Genomic DNA, 17,294 nt, shown 5'->3' on the forward strand with positions numbered 1-17,294 from the left:
ATAATGGGGGAATTTTAATGTATGCTTCATTTATAATAATATCCTTTCTTCTGCTGATTCCCATAGGAGTTTACTTATATTTTTATTTACTTAGAATGGCAGATTTTTGGAAACTAAAATTTAAAGCTAAAAAAATTAAAATGTCAGCAGCACTTATTGCAATACTTGCAGTTATGTGTTCTGTGAATCTTTTTGGATTTGGGGCATTAGTTGTACTTCATATGATTGCAGCAGCTTTATGTATGGAGATACTTAACATTATATTTACTGCTTTGCATAAACACAAAATCATTAAAATTGATCTGTGGAATAAGATTTTCTACTGTGGCGCAATGCCCATTATTATTACAGCATTGATTCTGGGGTATGGTTATTTCAATATGGGAAATGTTATTGAAACTGATTATACCATACACACAGAAAAGCCAGTATCAGAGCATGGATATAAAATCGCATTGGTTGCAGATCTTCATTTTGGTACAACCATGAATGAGGTGAAATTAAAAAAATACTGTAATGAAATTGAAAGCAAAAAGCCTGATTTGGTAGTTCTCTGCGGAGACATAGTGGATGAAAGAACCACCAGGGTGCAAATGGAGAATGCTGCAAAAATACTAGGCAGCATAAAAAGTACATATGGAACTTTTTATGTCTATGGGAACCACGATAAAAGCACATATACCTCTAAACCTAATTTTAATGAAAAACAGTTAAAAAACCAATTGGTAAGCAATGGAATTCATGTATTTGAAGATGAAGTTTATAATGTAAACCATAATTTAACCATAATAGGCAGAAAGGATAAAGGCTTTTCTCCGGGAATAAAAAGAAAAACAAGTGAAGAGCTGTTAAAAAATGCAGATACTCATAACTTTCTTTTACTGCTGGATCATCAGCCAAGTGATCTTCAGCAAAACAGTGCAGCTGGTATTGATTTGCAATTATCAGGCCATACCCATGGGGGTCAGATTTGGCCTATGGGATTAATCAGCCATAGATTGGGATTTAACCAGATAAGTTATGGTTACAAGAACATTGGGAAATATCAGATTATAGTTACATCTGGCATGGGAGGCTGGGGGTATCCTATTAGAACAGGTCATCATTCTGAATATGTTATTGTGAATGTAAAAAAATAGGAAGGCTGTAAACTTGTAATTGCTGCTATTTCATAGAAATATAAGCAATAATTTACTTAATTTTGAAGGATATTGGGTATAAATGTAGAATAATGGTATTATAGTAATCTTATTTAACATAATTATATCTAAAATACGGGGGAGATAAAATGTTTAATTCACTGAGGAAAAAGATACTGGCAACCATTATAATACTTACACTTTTCTGCACTATTGTATTTATGGGAATTTCCTATTATGAAGTAAAGAGGGTAGCTACAGAACAAATGAAGAATGATGGTTCAACTCTTATAGCTGCAGTAAGCAGAGAAATAAAGGATTATAGTCTAAGTGATAGTTTCAAGATAAGAGATATATTTGAAAAGGTTGCCTCTGAAAGTAAAGGAAATATAACTTACATTTCTATAGCAGATACAAAAATGAATGTTATTATAAGTAGCAATAGATCCACAGAAACCAAGAGCAGTGTCAATACTGGAAAGGGCGGAACTGATGCAGCAGCTTCTGCAACAAAACAAAATGATATTTCAAATGTAATAAAAGATGAAAAAACCAATGGATTTATTTTTCAGACAGCAGGTAAAAAGGTATACAATGTGGCTACACCTTATTACGAAGGCTCAAAGCTTATTGGAACAATAAATATAGGGCTTTCTCTAGACAGCATGGATAATCTTATAACAAAGGGTCTAATGGAAACCTTTGCTGTATCATTATTATTGCAGATAATTGCCATTATACTTGGTATGATTATCTCTAGTAATCTGACAAAGCCTATTAATAATATAGTGGGCAAGCTTAATGATTTTTCACAGGGAGACTTTACTGTTGAATTTGACAGTAAGGGCAATGACGAAATAGGCAGGCTTACTAAGGGCCTGAATAATTCACTATATGTACTTAGAAATGCAATAAGCGGTGTAAAGGACTCAGTAGAAGAGCTTAATGGCATATCTAAAAAATTAAAGACATCAGGTGAAATTGCAGCTGATTCAACAAGGGAAAGTTCAAAAGCAGTTAATGATGTATTTGAAGGTGTTAATAGTCAGGCTTTAAATACTTCCGAGATAGCAAAGATTCTTGAAACATTTGGTGAGGATCTTGACAGTATACAAAAAAGATCAGAAGGTGATGTAGTAAGCAACAGTAATATTAAGGAAAATGCTGATAAAGGAGCTGTGAATCTTAATGAACTTGTAAGCTCTCTTGAAGACATAAATAATTCCTTTAAGGTTACCTCAGATAAAATGCAGACTCTTCATGAAAATGTTGATAAGATAAATCAGGTAACGGATGTAATAAATTCTGTTGCAGAGCAGACAAATCTTCTTGCTTTAAACGCAGCAATTGAAGCAGCAAGAGCAGGGGAATACGGAAAAGGTTTTGCAGTTGTTGCAGATGAAGTTAGAAAGCTTGCTGAACAGGTTCTGGTATCTTCAAAGAGCATAAATGAGTTCATGGGAGCTGTAAATAACAGTACAAATGATGTAAGCATTACTGCTGAAGCCATTGGGCAGAAGATGGACAGCCAGGTTAGTTTAATTGAAAAAACTGTATCCTCCTTTAAAACAATACAAAGTGAAGCTGACAATACAAGAGTTCATTCACAGGAGGTTTATGAAGCTGTAAAAAATGCTGTAAAGGAAAAAGAAGATATTTTAAATAAAGTAGAATCTGTATCAGGTTATTCAGAAGAGGTAGCAGCTTCAGCAAAGGAAATTGCAGCCTCAGCAGAGACTCAGCTGTCAACTGTAGACCAGGTTTCAAAGCTTGTTCATGATTTGAATGATATGTCGGATAGATTAACTGGTAAGATTGAAAAATTCACAGTGTAAAAAATCTATTAAATTTAAGGAGGAATTTTATGAAGAAATTATTATTTACCGGGGGAAAAGGATTTATCTGCTCAAGACTTGCAGAATACTACAGTGATAAATATGAAATTATATCAACAGGCAGGGATGATTTGGATATTACAGATAATGATAAGGTTTTAACTGCTTTTCAGAAATATAAGCCTGATTATGTTCTTCATGCAGCAGCAATAGCAGTTACAGACTTCTGCAATGAGCATCCTGAAATGGCACACAAAATCAATGTTGAAGGCGCTGTAAATGTGGCTAAGGCATGTAAAAGTGTGGGAGCAAAAATGATTTTTATAAGCTCTGAGCAGATTTTCAATGGTAATGTTGAAAAAGGACCATATGATGAAGAGCATAAGGCAGTACCAGATACCGTTTATGGACAAAATAAATTAGAGGCAGAAGGGCTTTTAAAGAAAATTATACCTGAGCTTTGGATAATTAGATTTACATGGATGTTTGGACTTCCCAAGGAAGGATGCAAAATGTCCTCCAATATAATGTGGAATACAGTATCCTCTATTCTTAAAAATGAAAAGATAAAGGCCCCTGTTAATGAATACAGAGGCATGACCTATATAACCGAAATGGCAGAGAATTTCTACAAAATATTTGATCTTCCTTATGGAACATATAACTTTGGAAGCATGAATGACCTTTCCAGATATGATGTGGTAAAGCTGATAATTGAAGAGTTAGGTTATGGAGACAAATTACAGTATTTATTAGAAGCAGATACTGAAAAATATAAAGAAAATCCAAGGGATATAAGATTAGATACACACAAAATATCAAAGAACGGCATAGTATTTTCCACAACTGAAGAAGCAATTAAAAGATGCATAAGGGAGGAAATAAGAAGTAAGAAGTAAGAGCTTTTTTCAGGTAAGGGGTAAGAATAATGTAAGCAGCCCGGCTTTAAGATTAAAGTATTTACTTACCATGTTTTTGTTATAATTTTAACGTAGCGTTATTTAAATAACAATGAAGGAATGCGGGGGGAACTGTAGAAATAATAAATGGATTGAATTTATAAGATGGTAAATTTAGTCATAAACTATGGTAATGTATTGTTAATTTATGCGGGGGTGTTTTGATGAAAAAATACGGTGTATTTGAAAAGGAATACAAAGAAAAATTGGTTACTGCTGATGAAGCTGTAAAAGTAATTAAATCAGGAGGCTGGGTGGATTATGGATGGACAACCGGAATACCAGTTTCTTTGGATAAGGCTTTGGCAGCTCGTGCTGATGAATTGACGAATGTAAACGTTAGAGGCGGAGTTTTATTATGGGTACCTGAGATATTTAAAGTTAAAGATGCAGGAAAACATTTTACATGGAATTCATGGCATATGAGCGGGATCGAAAGAAAAGCCATTAATCAGGGGTTTGTATACTATGCGCCCATAAGATATTCTGAAGTGCCAAGATATTATAGGGATTCTACCTGTCCTCCTGATGCAGCAATGTTTCAGGTAACTCCTATGGACAAAAATGGGTACTTTAATTTTGGCCCTAATGCATCACATTTAGCTGCAGTATGCGAAACATCAAAAAAGGTAATAGTTGAAGTAAATGAAAATATGCCTCGATGTCTTGGAGGCTTTGAGAATGACGTTCACATTTCAAATGTGGATATGATAGTGGAAGGAGAAAATCCTCCAATTGGAGAAATGGGAGGCAATGCAGTTCCTACTGATGTGGACAAGATAGTAGCAAATCTGATTGTAGGAGAAATTCAAAATGGTGCATGCCTGCAGCTTGGCATAGGCGGTATGCCAAATGAAGTAGGTTCACTGATAGCAAAATCGGATTTAAAAGATCTAGGTGTCCATTCAGAAATGTATGTAGATGCATATGTTGATATGGCAAAGGCAGGAAAAATCAATGGCTCTAAAAAAAATATTGACAGATTTCGCCAGACATATACCTTTGCAGCAGGTACAAAGAAGCTATATGATTATATTGATGACAACCCTGAGCTTATGAGTGCCCCTGTGGACTATGTTAATGACATAAGAGTAATTTCTTCCATAGATAATCTTGTATCTATAAATAATTGTGTAGAGGTGGACTTGTTTGGTCAGATAAATTCTGAAACCGCAGGACTGAAACACATAAGCGGCTCTGGCGGACAACAGGATTTTGTATTAGGTGCCTATCTTTCTAAAGGCGGCAAGAGCTTTATATGCTGTTCATCAACATACAAAACAAGAGACGGCCATGTAAAGTCACGTATTTTACCCACATTAGAAACAGGCTCAGTAGTAACGGCTACAAGGACAAACCTTCATTATCTTGTTACCGAATACGGAATGGTAAATTTAAAAGGTTTATCTGCATGGCAAAGGGCTGAAGCAATAATATCTGTTGCTCATCCTGACTTTAGAGAACAATTAATTAAAGAAGCTGAAAAGATGAAAATATGGAGACGAAGCAATAAGTTATAACTAAGAAGTAAGAGGTAAGAACTTTTTTAGGTAAAAAGTAAGAGGTAAGAGGTAAGAGTTAGAAGTTAAGAGCTATGTGGTAATAACTTAGAACTTCTAACTTTTAACTTTCAACTTTTATCTTTCAACTGAAAGAAGCGCCCCCTTAAATGGGAAATTAATTACGTACTTTTCTTTGGAAAGAATTTAAAGTAAAATAAAAGAGGGTTATGAAATGTACAAAAGAAAGAAAATTTACGTTAAGCTATACGGAAAATATATTAATGCTAGTTCAAAGGCTCAGCAGGACATGTTTGATTATTATAAAAAAATGTATGAAGAAAAGCTGCTGGATCCTGAATTTAATGTATATGTTGAAAAGAGCAGGCTGACACAAAGCATCAACAGTTGTGATGTGCACGGCTCTTTAGGCATTTATGTTTCAGGATATGCATCCCTGGGTACTTTCATATTAGGAATTTTAATATCAAAATATTCATTATTAAGCTTAAGCCTGGGGATATTCATACTATTAGCTGGTATTATTTCAGCATCAATTATGAAAAAAGCATCATTAAAGACAGATATATGGAACACAGCATTAATAGCATTGGATGCAGCATACAGTGAATATCCAGCAAGACAAAATTAAAAGGAGTAAATATTTATATGATTATTGAAAATAAATTAACTAAAAGAAAATACAGAAACCTTGTGTTAAGTGAACTTTTATTTGGAAGTTTCAGGGCAATAATCATATTGGTTATGTACTGCCTGGGGTGGAGAATTTTATATTCTGTTGCTAAGGCAGGACAGCTTAAAAAAAATATACCGTTGTTTTTAGGAGTATGCTTTATACTTCTTATAATCCTTATAAATGTTATTATTACTTGTCATGCACATATGAAAAACAGTTTCTTTTATAATTCATCCAGCATTATGGCTGATAATAATCAATTAGTCATAGATGCAGATGAAAATAATAAAATTACATATCAGTGGGACAGCTTAACAAAGGTAAAGGAAAATAGAAAGTGGTATTTCATGTTTTTTAATGACAAAAGCTTTTTCCCTATTTCAAAAGATAATTCAGGTGAATTGAAGGATTATCTGGAAGCATTTAAGCCTGTAAAAAGGACATATAAGAAAATAAGTATTTTGGCTCTTGTGCTGGCTACAGCATGTGGGATTTATTTCGTTGGTACCTGTGCAGTTAATTTTAATGGGCATTTGGCTTGGAAAATCAATGAACTGAAAACTGACAAAAAGGCAGAGATTAAGGATATGAACATGTATACATTGAAGTTTCAGGGGATAATTAATATATTAAAGGATAAGGAAAAAACTGAACCTAATCTGATGACAAATAGTGTGGATATTAAGTTTGAAAAGGATGGAACTATAAAAAGCTTTGAAACATATATATATGGATTTGATAATGATTATAATTTAAAATCAGGATATTTGTTATATTATGACAGATCAAAGTCAAGTAAGGTAACAATTCATAAACAGGACTGGGGTTCAAAAGGAACCATAAAATACAATTCTCAAAATGACTTGTCCATTATAATCAATATGCTGAATAAAATTAATGTTAAAGATGATGTTAAAGTGTGGAATGAACCAACTTATGCCATTATGTACAAGGGAATAAGAGACTTCGGATATAATCTGGATGGAATTAGATTAATAGACAAAGACGGTAATATAACAATTCCTAAAACAGCTGAAGATGACATTAAAGGGCCAGCTATTTCCATTTATTGTCCCGGCAGAGAGCAGGCAATTATCCCCCATCGTTTTGTATATATGCCTGGATCACAAGCCAACTAATAACAATGAACTGCAATATAAATACTTATATAAACTTAACCTTTTCATGAATGATTTACCTGTATTCTGACTTCCGTTTTCATGATATTATTTATTATATAAGGGAATAAATTTATCATAAAAAAGGGGGATTTATGTGAAAAAAAAGCTGAGTTTTATATTATTAGTATTGTTTATTGCAACTTTGTTATCACCACTTCGGGTTAATGCTTCAACTGTTTCAAATGAATTGAAGACAAGTTCTGAAATAACTCAATGGGTGCTGGATGAGCCTACCAATACATTATATGCCATTTCCAGCACATCAAAAAATTTAATATTCATAAATTCTGTTACTATGAAAATTGATGAAGATTTAGCTCTCAATGGTACTCCAACTGACATTATAAAGGACAATGGAAAACTATATATAGCTCTTGATGATACACATCAGATAGCAATTGTAGACATGGCAAGTAAAAAAATTACGGAAACATTAAATACATCATCAGATCCCTATATCATTGTGAAGGATGGAGATAAAATTTATTACACACAATGCAAACAATGGTGGGATATACATCAATACAATCTAACATCAAACACGGATCAGGCAATATCAATTGGTTCTGTGGATCAGCCTGATTTGGCAATAAATACAAAAGATCATATATTATATATTGGAGAATCAGGTTCAAGCGGTTCTAATATGATTTATTATAGTACCATTAATAATAATATTATTGGTAAAACAAATTATGATAATGGATCTGGATTCACATATCCAGGCAGGTATACATTATTTGATGGAACAAATGTATATTATGCAGGAAGAGATTTCAATCCAAATGATCCAACTAGATTTAACGGGGATTTTGGTGCTTCTGAAAACGTAATATATGTTAATAATGGATTGGTTTATACAAACAAAAGTATATATAGTAAAGACAGCCATGTAAAATTAGGCGACTATGGATTAAATGCGGATCTTGTACAAGCCTCAGATAATACTTTATATATTTATAGTAAGAATAACGGTGTTATTAAAAGGTTTAATGATACTTCCAGCTATGAAAGGTAAAAAAATTCGCACAAATTAATCTGATTTCATGCCAATCTGCAATAAGTGTAGTAAAATAATATAAAAACTTATTCGCAGTGAGGTAAAAATGGGAAGAGAACAGGATCGTATAAATCGGAGAATAGAAAAAAATCCAGCGGCAGAATGTAATAAAATCCAAAAGAAGTATTTTCCTGAGTTGTTTCAGAAGTTTGCAGGGACGCTGGATCCTAGGCATCAAAGCTATATTGATTATTCCAATAAAGTAATGCTTGGAACTGTGTATTACAAAGGAATAGCTGGGCTTGTAAGCATGCAATCTATGACATATGAGTTTAATGATGACAAGGTGGTAAAAAACATTATGAACTTTCTTGGAGAAAGTGATAGGTCATATCTCCCACACGGAGTAACCGTAAATGAATATCTGGAGAAGTTGGCTACGTCTCAATTGCAGGAAATCCAGCAGTCCATGGTGTATAGTCTGATACGAAGAAAGACATTTGATGATGCCAGGTATCAGAAGAAATGGCTTTTGATTGTTGATGGGTCACAGTTATATTCCGGAAGTCGCCAGATCAATGAGCAATGCCTTGAAAGACATCACAATAAAGGAACAGTGGATGAAAAAGTCAGTTATCACAGCGATGTTCTAGAAGCAAAAATCGTTTTGGGAGAAAAACTGATTGTAAGTATAGCAAGTGAGTTTGTGGAGAATAATGGAGAAGACGCTCTGCGTCAAAAAAGTATGAGTGAGGAAGAGCGTAAACAGGACTGTGAAACTAAGGCGTTTCAAAGACTTGCAGCTAAGCTGAAAAAAAGATTTCCGCGCCTTCCAATAATATTGTTGGCGGATAGCCTGTATGCATCAGAAAAAGTTATGGAGATATGCAGAAAAAATCACTGGGATTTTATTATCAGGTATAAAACCGGGAGTATCCCAAGTATTGCCGCAGAATATGAAGCAATACCAGAGAAGGGAACATCAGGTCATGCGGAATATGTGAATGAAATAGATTACAAAGAAAAACCCGTAAATATGCTTAGATACTGGGAGGAAAAAGTAATAAAAGGGAAAAATGTATGGACAGAATTCCAGTGGCTGACCAGTCTTAGGATTACAGACAAAAATGCGGAAAATTTAGCGGCTGCGGGAAGAAAACGCTGGAAAATAGAAAATGAAGGCTTCAATCGTCAGAAAAACTGGCAGGGAAATATCACACATGTATGCAGCTGGAATGTCCAAGCGATGAAGAATCATTACCTGATGCTGCAGATATCTGATACAATCAAGCAACTGTATGAATGGTATTATTTGAAAGCCAATGATATAAAAAAGAAACAAAAAAATATATCCTCTGACCTGCTAGCAAGCTTTGGACAGCAACTAACAAGGGAAGATATATTTCAAGTTGATATGCATAGCATATCAACCGCCTAAAATGATTATATCAAAGGAAGTGATGTCTGCCAAGAGTAAATTTAACTTGAACAAAAAATTTATCCACAAGAAAAACAAATTGGTGTAGTGCCGGATATTTTTGTGGATAAGTATAAATCCAGAAAAAAGAATTGTGGATAACATGGCGTTTAAAGAAAATAAGTTGAATTTAGCAGACAGAAACAATTTCACCTTTCAAGGCTGTGATACTTCTAATGTAATTGACAAAAATAACGTAATATCACTTATTTCGGGAAATGCTGTAAATCCAATTCAGAATACTGAGCAAAGTACACAAACCACTCCAAGTATGAGTAAATTAGAAATGAAATCAAAGCTTATAAAGTGGGTGCTTAATGAACCAACAAATACACTATGTGGGATTTCAAAAGATGATAAAGCTTTATTTTTTATAAATGCTGAAACATTAAACTTAGAAAAATCAATTACATTTCCAAGCAGCCCAACAGACATTATTCAGGATGGAGGGAATTTATACATTGCTCTTGATGATATAAATGAAATAGTTATTGTTGATTTAAACAAAAGAACAATAACAGGAATAGTATATACATCATCAGCAGATCCATACAGAATTGAAAAGGATGGAGACAGAATTTATTACATACAACGCAGGGAGCAGAGTAATATATATCAATATGATTTAACAACAAAAACAGATGAAAAAATACCAGTGGACTTAGTGTTTATGCCGGATATAGCAATAAATACAGAGGATCATATATTATACATTGGTGAATCTGAATTAAGTGATTCTAATATGATTTATTACAGTACTACTGAAAATAAGGTTACTGGTAAAACAAATTATAATAATGGGAGGGGATTCCCATATCTGGGCAGGTATACTTTATTTGATGGGGAAAAGGTTTACTACGCCGGCTTTGCTTTTGACAAGCACATCCCTACCCGTATTTTAGGTAGTTTTGATAATGAGGAGGTTATATTCGCAAAATATGGCAGTGCCTTTACAAAAACAGGCCTTTATGACAGCGAAACTTACTCATTACTTGGGGATATTAGCAGTGATTTAACTGAGATTTCCAATAACTTTGTATCATTTTATTATAAGAAGGATTATAATTCCATTTATAGAGTAGATCCAACCAAAATGTCACAAGTGCTGTTTGACAGCCAGGGTGGAAGCGATGTGGATTATATAATAGCTGATAAAGATACATTAATACAAGCCCCAGATTCACCAACAAGACCAGGCTATACATTTGAGGGCTGGTATAAGGAAGCAGAATGTATAAATAAGTGGGACTTTGCAGCAGAAAAAGTTACCTCTAATAACATAACCCTTTATGCAAAGTGGAGTGCTGCAGCTAATGGCTGGTGTTATTCCCAGGGAAAATGGTATTTCTTCAAAAATAGCTCTATGGTAACAAATGGCTGGACACAGGACTCAGCAAAACATTGGTACTATATGGGCGCAGATGGGGCTATGGTAACAAATACCTGGGTACAGGATTCATTAAAACGCTGGTACTACATGGGTGTGGATGGAGCCATGGTTACAAATACATGGAAGCAGGATGCATCAAAATCCTGGTACTATCTAGGCTCTGACGGCTCAATGGCAGCAAACAAATGGATATTAGATAATGGAAAATGGTATTACTTAAAGACCAATGGTGCAATGGCCACAGGTTGGATATCCTATGGCGGGGGCTGGTATTATTTATATTCCAGCGGGGAAATGGCAAAAAGTACAACCATTGACGGATATAAACTTAATGCAAGCGGAATGTGGATAAGATAGATTTTAAAGATTAAAGATTAAAGATTAAAGAACAAATAATGTAGATTTTCTGCATTGGCAGAAAATCCTAAGTTTAAGTTTTGCCTAGAGGCAAAACAACAATATTTATTCTATGTTCTTTAATCTTTGTTATTTTCATAAGGTTTGTCCTATTTACATCAACATTATTATTTAAAAGAGCCACAGGTGTTTGGCTATGTAAAATTACAATAATTGAGTTTTCAAATTATTCTGAAGATGATATAATGAAAGAAAAGATACTTAAGGGGGTAGTAATTTTATGGAAAGATATAAAGACTATGAAATAACTGTCATCAATAATGATGAAAGGGATTACCCGTTTAAAGCAATTTCTAAAAAAGGAGACAAAGAAATTAAACATAAGGGACAGACTGAATCTCAGGCTATTGACTTTGTTAAGCAGACAATAAATAAATTGGAATCAAAGAACCTGCTATAAACATGGGGCCAGACCCTTGTTAGAAAATGTAAGCAAAAAGTAATGGGAATTAAGAAAGAATCGTCAGAAATGGCGGTTCTTTTTTGCAGGGGTCAGGTCCCTGGGAGGAAATGGAGTAAAAAAGCGATAGTGACGCCTTGAAGATATATTTGCCTTATGCAGCCTAAAACAATTATAATATATTTATATAATCTATTAATCTTACGAATGTCTTAAGGATTAAATACACAAAGGGATGGTTAAATTTGAATAATAATAAATTTAGTAATGCGGTTAATCATTTTAAAACTATAACCGGCCATAAAATGCTGGTAATGAAATATTGTTTCAAAGTTGGGCTTTATAAGCAGGGGCTTCTACATGATTTATCAAAATATTCATGGGTAGAGTTTTCAGCAGGGGTAAAATATTTCAGAGGAAATGTGAGTCCAAATGCAGTGCAAAAGCTGGAAGAAGGAGTTTCAGAAGCATGGCTTCATCATAAGGGCAGAAACAAGCATCACTTTGAGTACTGGATAGACCATGGTATAAAACGTGAAGATGGATATGTAGGCATGAAAATGCCTGTTAAATATGTGGTGGAAATGTTTATAGACAGGGTGTGTGCTTCAAAGATTTATAATAAGGAAAAATATACGGACAAGGATGCATTGAATTATTATAACAAAGGGAAGGATTACTGCATATTCCATAAGGATACCCAGAAACTGCTGGAACTGCTGCTGAATAAGCTGGCTGATGAAGGAGAAGGGACAACCTTGAAATTTATTAAAGAAGTTATTTTAAAGAAATATAATTACTAATGAATGCTGCCCCTATTGAGGGAGAAGGTTGTAACCAACCTTCACCATTGTCTTCCAGGATCATCAGCCATAGAATTAACGGTTCCGCTTGGATAAAGAACATTATTCCGAACTAACAGTAATAATAAATGCTTTAAGAGGATGGTTCTTGAGTATATCCTCTACTTCTTTATATCCCGTGAGAAATGCGAAATTGTAACGTGCAGGGAGTGCGAAAACGTAAGCATTGTTTCTCCCAAGTTCACTTGGACCAATTGGAGCAGCACCTACACTGATTTTTTCATGCTGTATTAAATCCCATTGAGGAAGAGTAAAAACCATAATGGGTATATCCTGACGTGGATTTTTAGAAGTCCACTGAGGATGCCTTATGGAAATTAAAGGGCCTGTTTCAGTAATCTTACCTAATTTTATATCGTTGCCTTTCCAAACTTGATTTATAATTGAATATCCACTCCAGCTTTCAGGCAATGCAAAGCTAAAACCATATTGATTGTTCTTATAAATAACAGATCCATCATCAGACTTTGCAGGAGATGAAGAATTTCCGGTATTTGTATTGGAATTACTAGTATTGGTATTATTGCTTATGGTGGAGCCAGACTGATTTTTACTGCTGTTTTGTGAATTAGACTTATTGCTATTGGCAGAACATGCTGCAAGTAGTGTTAATAATAAAACTGCCACAGCTAATTTTAAGACTGCTTTTTTAAATACCATAAATAATTACCTCCTCACAATAATTATTGCCAATAACCATTCTTATTATCATTATATGTCTGTACCTTTTTTCAGGTATGACTATTTAATTACACAATCATGGAGAAATGTTTACTCTTTCACCTAAAAAAATAAATCCCGGGATGTATTAATTACATTCCGGGGTTTGCTGTTAAACATTTTCTGTAAATAACATTATTTTCTCATTCCAGTCCTATTGAATGTCATTTTTAAATGTATTTCAGTATAAGCAATGCGTCCTATGGCAATGATGAACACACCAAATTTTGCTGCGGAACTTATGTTTATGGAGTCCCAGCTGATGGCAGATGGCTTGTATCATTTAAGGTAACAAGGCAGGCATTTAAATCATCATCAAAGCTGAGTTTTGAAACAGAGGTGTTTCCTAGAGCAAATTTATGATACATGGTCAATTTCCATTGAAAAATACCAAGCAAACCCGCTTTAATTATGCCGCCGTGTGCTACAATAATAATTTTTTTGCCTTTGTTTTCTTTAACAATTCTTAAAATCTCATTTGTGGATCTTATGCTGGCATTTTTTAAGCTAACATCGCCACCCACGAGATCAGCACTTGTTTCATCTGTTTTCCAATTATTAAACTCCTTTGGATATTTATTTTTTATCTCACTTACGGTTAATCCTTCCCATTCACCAAAGTTAATTTCCCTTAATTCCTTTGATATAATTGGTGTTGTTCCCGTATTTTCAGAAATTATCCTGGCAGTTTCCATAGCTCTTTTTAAGGGGCTTGTATAAATGCAGTTGAAGCTTTTATCAAATCTTTTCTTTAAATATTCTGCCTGAATTATACCTTCCTTTGATAAAGCTATATCTGTGCAGCCTTGATATTTACCTGAAGCATTCCATTCAGTTTCTCCATGTCTTACTAAATATACCTGTGTATCCATTAAAATCTCCTTTGCATATATATAAAAATTATCTTATGTTATATTATACATCATATATGTGCATTATTTTTTTTATGCATAAAATTCATGCCTATTATTCCAGCAATAATCATTACTGCTCCAATTATATGATAATAGCTTAAACTTTCATTTAGGAATATAACTCCTGCAATCATGGTAATCAATGTGGATAAATTCCCAAATACACTCATGTTGGATGCTTGAATTTTAGACAAAGCATAATTTGATAACAATGACGTTATAAGTGAAGATAATACACCTAAATAAAGTATGGAAATTACAAATAAGGGACTGGCAAATGGTTTGAAGTAAACATTAATAGTACCCTTAATAATATGATCAGCTATAGATATTATATTAAAACTTAAAAAACCTATAAATGACATCATATAAGTTAAATCCAGTACCTTATATTTTTTTGTAAATTTTCTTGCCAGCACATTATAACCTGCCGATGAAAGTGCTGATAAAAGAATTAATATGGTACCTGAAAAGCTGGCGGATTTAAAATTTATACCCTTCATCACAAAGATGTAAATAACTCCTGATACAGATAAAAGAAGTGAAGCCTTTTGCTGCAGGCTGGAATATTCCTTTAAAAAAAGTGATGCCAGAATCATTGTAAAAATTGGGATTACAGCAGTAATAATTCCTGCTTCTGAGGATGAAATATATTGCAGACCAAATGTCTGAAAGGTAAAAAACATAACAGGATAAAACAGTGAAAGCGGCAGTATAGGAAGTATATCTTTAAATGTTATATGAAGCCTTGTCCATCCAAATATAACAGGAATGGAAGCAGCAACAAAGGCTACTGTAAATCTATGAGCAAGTATATTAAGCGGGTCAGTAACAGTTAGGGCAAGTTTCACAAAAAGGAATGAGAATCCTATAATAAGTGCATTTATAAAGGCAGCCAAATAGGCATCTTTTTTCATATAATTTCCCTCCAGAGTAATTATTTTATAATTATATGTTAGTAGATAAATCACTATGTTACAATGGAAATAAATAAAATATTAAAACTTATGGGGGTAAAATAATGAAAGCAGTAGTAATTTATAAATCAAAAACCGGCTTTGCAAAAAAATATGCACAGTGGATTGCTGAGGACTTATCAGCGGATATTTTTGATGCATCAAAGGTAAACATCAATATGCTAACTGCATATGACACTGTAATTTATGGGGGAAGCCTGTACGCAGGGGGTATTAATGGAATAAAATTAATCAAACAAAACATTGCTAAACTTAAGGATAAAAAGATAGTGGTTTTTGCAACTGGTGCATCCCCCTCAAGAGAAGATGTAATAAACAAAGTCTTTAACAGAAACTTTACAGTGGAACAGCAGAAATATATCAAGTTCTTTTATTTAAGAGGAGGCTTTAATTTCAATAAGCTGAGCCCTTTTGATAAATTTATTATGACCATATTAAAATGGCAGATGAAAAGGAAAAAGAAAGAGGAGTTAACACCTGATGAAGCAGATATGCTTGCTGCATATGATAAACCAGTTGATTACACTACGAGAGATAATATAACTAAAATTATTGATTACATAAAATTTGTTATACTAATAATCGCAACAGCTCAATATAGTAACATAAAACATTTACATTATAATTTATTCATATTCATATTTATATGGGCTTATTATTAATTTATATAAATGAAATTATTCTAAAATATGCAGTAAAAAATCAATTCAAGTTAGAAATGTAACAAAGTATATAATAATTTATGGAGGCTAGATATATGTTTAAGAAAAGATTTACATCAATTTTATTAAGTTCACTTATTATAATTGGTAGTACAAGCTATATTAATAATGCAGTAAAAGCTGCTGGTATCAATGGCTGGGTGAAAGCCGACACAACATGGGAGTATTTTATCAATGGTTCTTTAAAAACTGGCTGGCTGCAGATTGGAGCAAAGTGGTATTATTTAAATCCTGATGGTTCCACGGCCACAGGCTGGGACTTTATCAATGGCTACTGGTATTATTTAAATGTGGATGGTGATATGGCTACAGGCTGGAAGTTTGTCAATGGTAACTGGTATTATTTAAATGCTAGTGGATCTATGGCTACAGGGTGGAAATTATTAAATGGCAGCTGGTACTTTTTAAATCCTAACGGCGATATAGCAGCCAATATATGGATAGGAAACTACTACATGGGTTCTGAAGGAGCAATGCTTGTGAACACATATACTCCTGATGGTTATTATGTTGGTGCCAATGGATTATGGGATGGAAAGCCAAGAAGAGCCAAGACTGTTTATAATATGGGCGAAACTGCTGTAATACATGACAGCTTTTATGGAACCTATGAGCTAACTGTAAACAGTGCAGAGCTTTCAACTGAAAGAAATGAATACTGGGATACAAATCCCGCACAAGTATATAAAATAACTTATACTTACAAGCTATTATCCAAAGGGTCTGAAGCGGACATGGGATTATGGATAGATGGTTTTGATGCTGTGACAGATGGCACTGGAGAAGCTGGGGACTCTTATCTTATCACTCCAGCAAGAGAGCCAAAGGATTTATATAATGTTGGTGATTTTTGCACTGCGGAAACTTTTGTAGGAGTAAATAATCCAACAACCAGATTAGTGCTGACAAAAAGTTATTATGACTATAACTTAGAAAGCCTTGTGGGCCATATAACATTTAATATTCCAACAAAATAGTATACAATGCAGTCGATAAATATAAGAGCTTAGACAATAAAAAGTCCAGGCTCTTTATATTTGTCTTTAAAATAAATATTTTTTGAAGACTTAGAGGAAAGTAAAAAATTAAACAGAATATGATATA

General features: G+C 33.6%; 15 protein-coding genes and 1 pseudogene. 13 read left to right on the forward strand and 3 right to left on the reverse strand.

The features are described 5' to 3' along the window. Window positions 1–17 precede the first annotated feature (17 nt). From EQM05_RS05835 to EQM05_RS05885, 11 genes are all read left to right on the forward strand, one after another. Window positions 18–1,139: a metallophosphoesterase gene (locus EQM05_RS05835; protein WP_128749165.1), complete on the forward strand. Its 1,122-nt coding sequence runs from the start codon at window positions 18–20 to the stop codon at window positions 1,137–1,139. Window positions 1,140–1,288: 149 nt separating this feature from the next. Next, window positions 1,289–2,974, forward strand: a complete 1,686-nt coding sequence (locus EQM05_RS05840) for a methyl-accepting chemotaxis protein (protein WP_128749166.1) — start codon at window positions 1,289–1,291, stop codon at window positions 2,972–2,974. Window positions 2,975–3,003: 29 nt separating this feature from the next. Next, the gene (locus tag EQM05_RS05845; protein WP_128749167.1) at window positions 3,004–3,873 is read left to right on the forward strand and encodes a sugar nucleotide-binding protein; all 870 of its coding nucleotides are present in this window, start codon (window positions 3,004–3,006) and stop codon (window positions 3,871–3,873) included. 224 nt (window positions 3,874–4,097) lie between these two features. Next, the gene (locus EQM05_RS05850) at window positions 4,098–5,453 is read left to right on the forward strand and encodes a butyryl-CoA:acetate CoA-transferase (RefSeq protein ID WP_128749168.1); all 1,356 of its coding nucleotides are present in this window, start codon (window positions 4,098–4,100) and stop codon (window positions 5,451–5,453) included. A gap of 214 nt (window positions 5,454–5,667) precedes the next feature. Continuing rightward, window positions 5,668–6,084: a hypothetical protein gene (locus EQM05_RS05855; protein WP_128749169.1), complete on the forward strand. Its 417-nt coding sequence runs from the start codon at window positions 5,668–5,670 to the stop codon at window positions 6,082–6,084. 17 nt (window positions 6,085–6,101) lie between these two features. Continuing rightward, window positions 6,102–7,268, forward strand: a complete 1,167-nt coding sequence (locus EQM05_RS05860; RefSeq protein WP_128749170.1) for a YcxB family protein — start codon at window positions 6,102–6,104, stop codon at window positions 7,266–7,268. A gap of 136 nt (window positions 7,269–7,404) precedes the next feature. Beyond that, complete coding sequence (locus EQM05_RS05865; RefSeq protein WP_128749171.1) at window positions 7,405–8,328, forward strand: hypothetical protein; 924 nt, start codon at window positions 7,405–7,407, stop codon at window positions 8,326–8,328. An 88-nt stretch (window positions 8,329–8,416) separates the two neighbouring features. Beyond that, window positions 8,417–9,748 carry a transposase gene (locus EQM05_RS05870; RefSeq protein WP_128747874.1) on the forward strand — a complete coding sequence of 444 codons (1,332 nt, stop codon included), beginning with the start codon at window positions 8,417–8,419 and terminating at the stop codon, window positions 9,746–9,748. A gap of 100 nt (window positions 9,749–9,848) precedes the next feature. Then, window positions 9,849–11,534 (forward strand): InlB B-repeat-containing protein, encoded by a 1,686-nt coding sequence (locus EQM05_RS05875; protein WP_205694173.1) that lies wholly within the window; start codon window positions 9,849–9,851, stop codon window positions 11,532–11,534. Between the two features lie 280 nt (window positions 11,535–11,814). After that, window positions 11,815–11,994: a hypothetical protein gene (locus EQM05_RS05880; protein ID WP_128749173.1), complete on the forward strand. Its 180-nt coding sequence runs from the start codon at window positions 11,815–11,817 to the stop codon at window positions 11,992–11,994. Window positions 11,995–12,239: 245 nt separating this feature from the next. Continuing rightward, window positions 12,240–12,797, forward strand: coding sequence for a DUF5662 family protein (locus EQM05_RS05885; protein WP_279222126.1), 558 nt, complete (start codon window positions 12,240–12,242; stop codon window positions 12,795–12,797). Between the two features lie 102 nt (window positions 12,798–12,899). Here EQM05_RS05885 and EQM05_RS05890 read toward each other — a convergent pair whose 3' ends face one another. The 3 genes from EQM05_RS05890 to EQM05_RS05900 form a co-directional block, all read right to left on the reverse strand. Beyond that, a complete protein-coding gene (locus EQM05_RS05890; RefSeq protein ID WP_128749174.1) occupies window positions 12,900–13,517 on the reverse strand; it encodes a hypothetical protein in 618 nt (205 codons plus the stop codon). A gap of 305 nt (window positions 13,518–13,822) precedes the next feature. Further along, a complete protein-coding gene (locus EQM05_RS05895; RefSeq protein ID WP_128749175.1) occupies window positions 13,823–14,449 on the reverse strand; it encodes a histidine phosphatase family protein in 627 nt (208 codons plus the stop codon). A gap of 50 nt (window positions 14,450–14,499) precedes the next feature. Beyond that, a complete protein-coding gene (locus tag EQM05_RS05900) occupies window positions 14,500–15,423 on the reverse strand; it encodes a DMT family transporter (RefSeq protein ID WP_205694200.1) in 924 nt (307 codons plus the stop codon). 89 nt (window positions 15,424–15,512) lie between these two features. Here EQM05_RS05900 and EQM05_RS05905 point away from each other — a divergent pair. Next, window positions 15,513–16,031 (forward strand): annotated as a pseudogene (locus EQM05_RS05905) (flavodoxin domain-containing protein); the annotation flags it as partial. Between the two features lie 194 nt (window positions 16,032–16,225). Continuing rightward, window positions 16,226–17,167, forward strand: coding sequence for a hypothetical protein (locus EQM05_RS05910; protein ID WP_243108132.1), 942 nt, complete (start codon window positions 16,226–16,228; stop codon window positions 17,165–17,167). The last annotated feature ends 127 nt before the right edge of the window (window positions 17,168–17,294 follow it).

Origin of the sequence: Clostridium sp. JN-9 (assembly GCF_004103695.1) — a bacterium.
Taxonomy (GTDB): Bacteria; Bacillota; Clostridia; order Clostridiales; family Clostridiaceae; genus JN-9.

Excerpts from the sequence above, each read along its gene's own strand:
- EQM05_RS05835 (WP_128749165.1), top strand. The coding sequence starts at position 18 with ATGTATGCTTCATTTATAATAATATCCTTTCTTCTGCTGATTCCCATA.
- EQM05_RS05910 (WP_243108132.1), top strand. The coding sequence starts at position 16,226 with ATGTTTAAGAAAAGATTTACATCAATTTTATTAAGTTCACTTATTATA.
- EQM05_RS05880 (WP_128749173.1), top strand. The coding sequence starts at position 11,815 with ATGGAAAGATATAAAGACTATGAAATAACTGTCATCAATAATGATGAA.
- EQM05_RS05870 (WP_128747874.1), top strand. The coding sequence starts at position 8,417 with ATGGGAAGAGAACAGGATCGTATAAATCGGAGAATAGAAAAAAATCCA.
- EQM05_RS05845 (WP_128749167.1), top strand. The coding sequence starts at position 3,004 with ATGAAGAAATTATTATTTACCGGGGGAAAAGGATTTATCTGCTCAAGA.
- EQM05_RS05860 (WP_128749170.1), top strand. The coding sequence starts at position 6,102 with ATGATTATTGAAAATAAATTAACTAAAAGAAAATACAGAAACCTTGTG.
- EQM05_RS05895 (WP_128749175.1), bottom strand. The coding sequence starts at position 14,449 with ATGGATACACAGGTATATTTAGTAAGACATGGAGAAACTGAATGGAAT.
- EQM05_RS05890 (WP_128749174.1), bottom strand. The coding sequence starts at position 13,517 with ATGGTATTTAAAAAAGCAGTCTTAAAATTAGCTGTGGCAGTTTTATTA.
- EQM05_RS05850 (WP_128749168.1), top strand. The coding sequence starts at position 4,098 with ATGAAAAAATACGGTGTATTTGAAAAGGAATACAAAGAAAAATTGGTT.
- EQM05_RS05855 (WP_128749169.1), top strand. The coding sequence starts at position 5,668 with ATGTACAAAAGAAAGAAAATTTACGTTAAGCTATACGGAAAATATATT.
- EQM05_RS05840 (WP_128749166.1), top strand. The coding sequence starts at position 1,289 with ATGTTTAATTCACTGAGGAAAAAGATACTGGCAACCATTATAATACTT.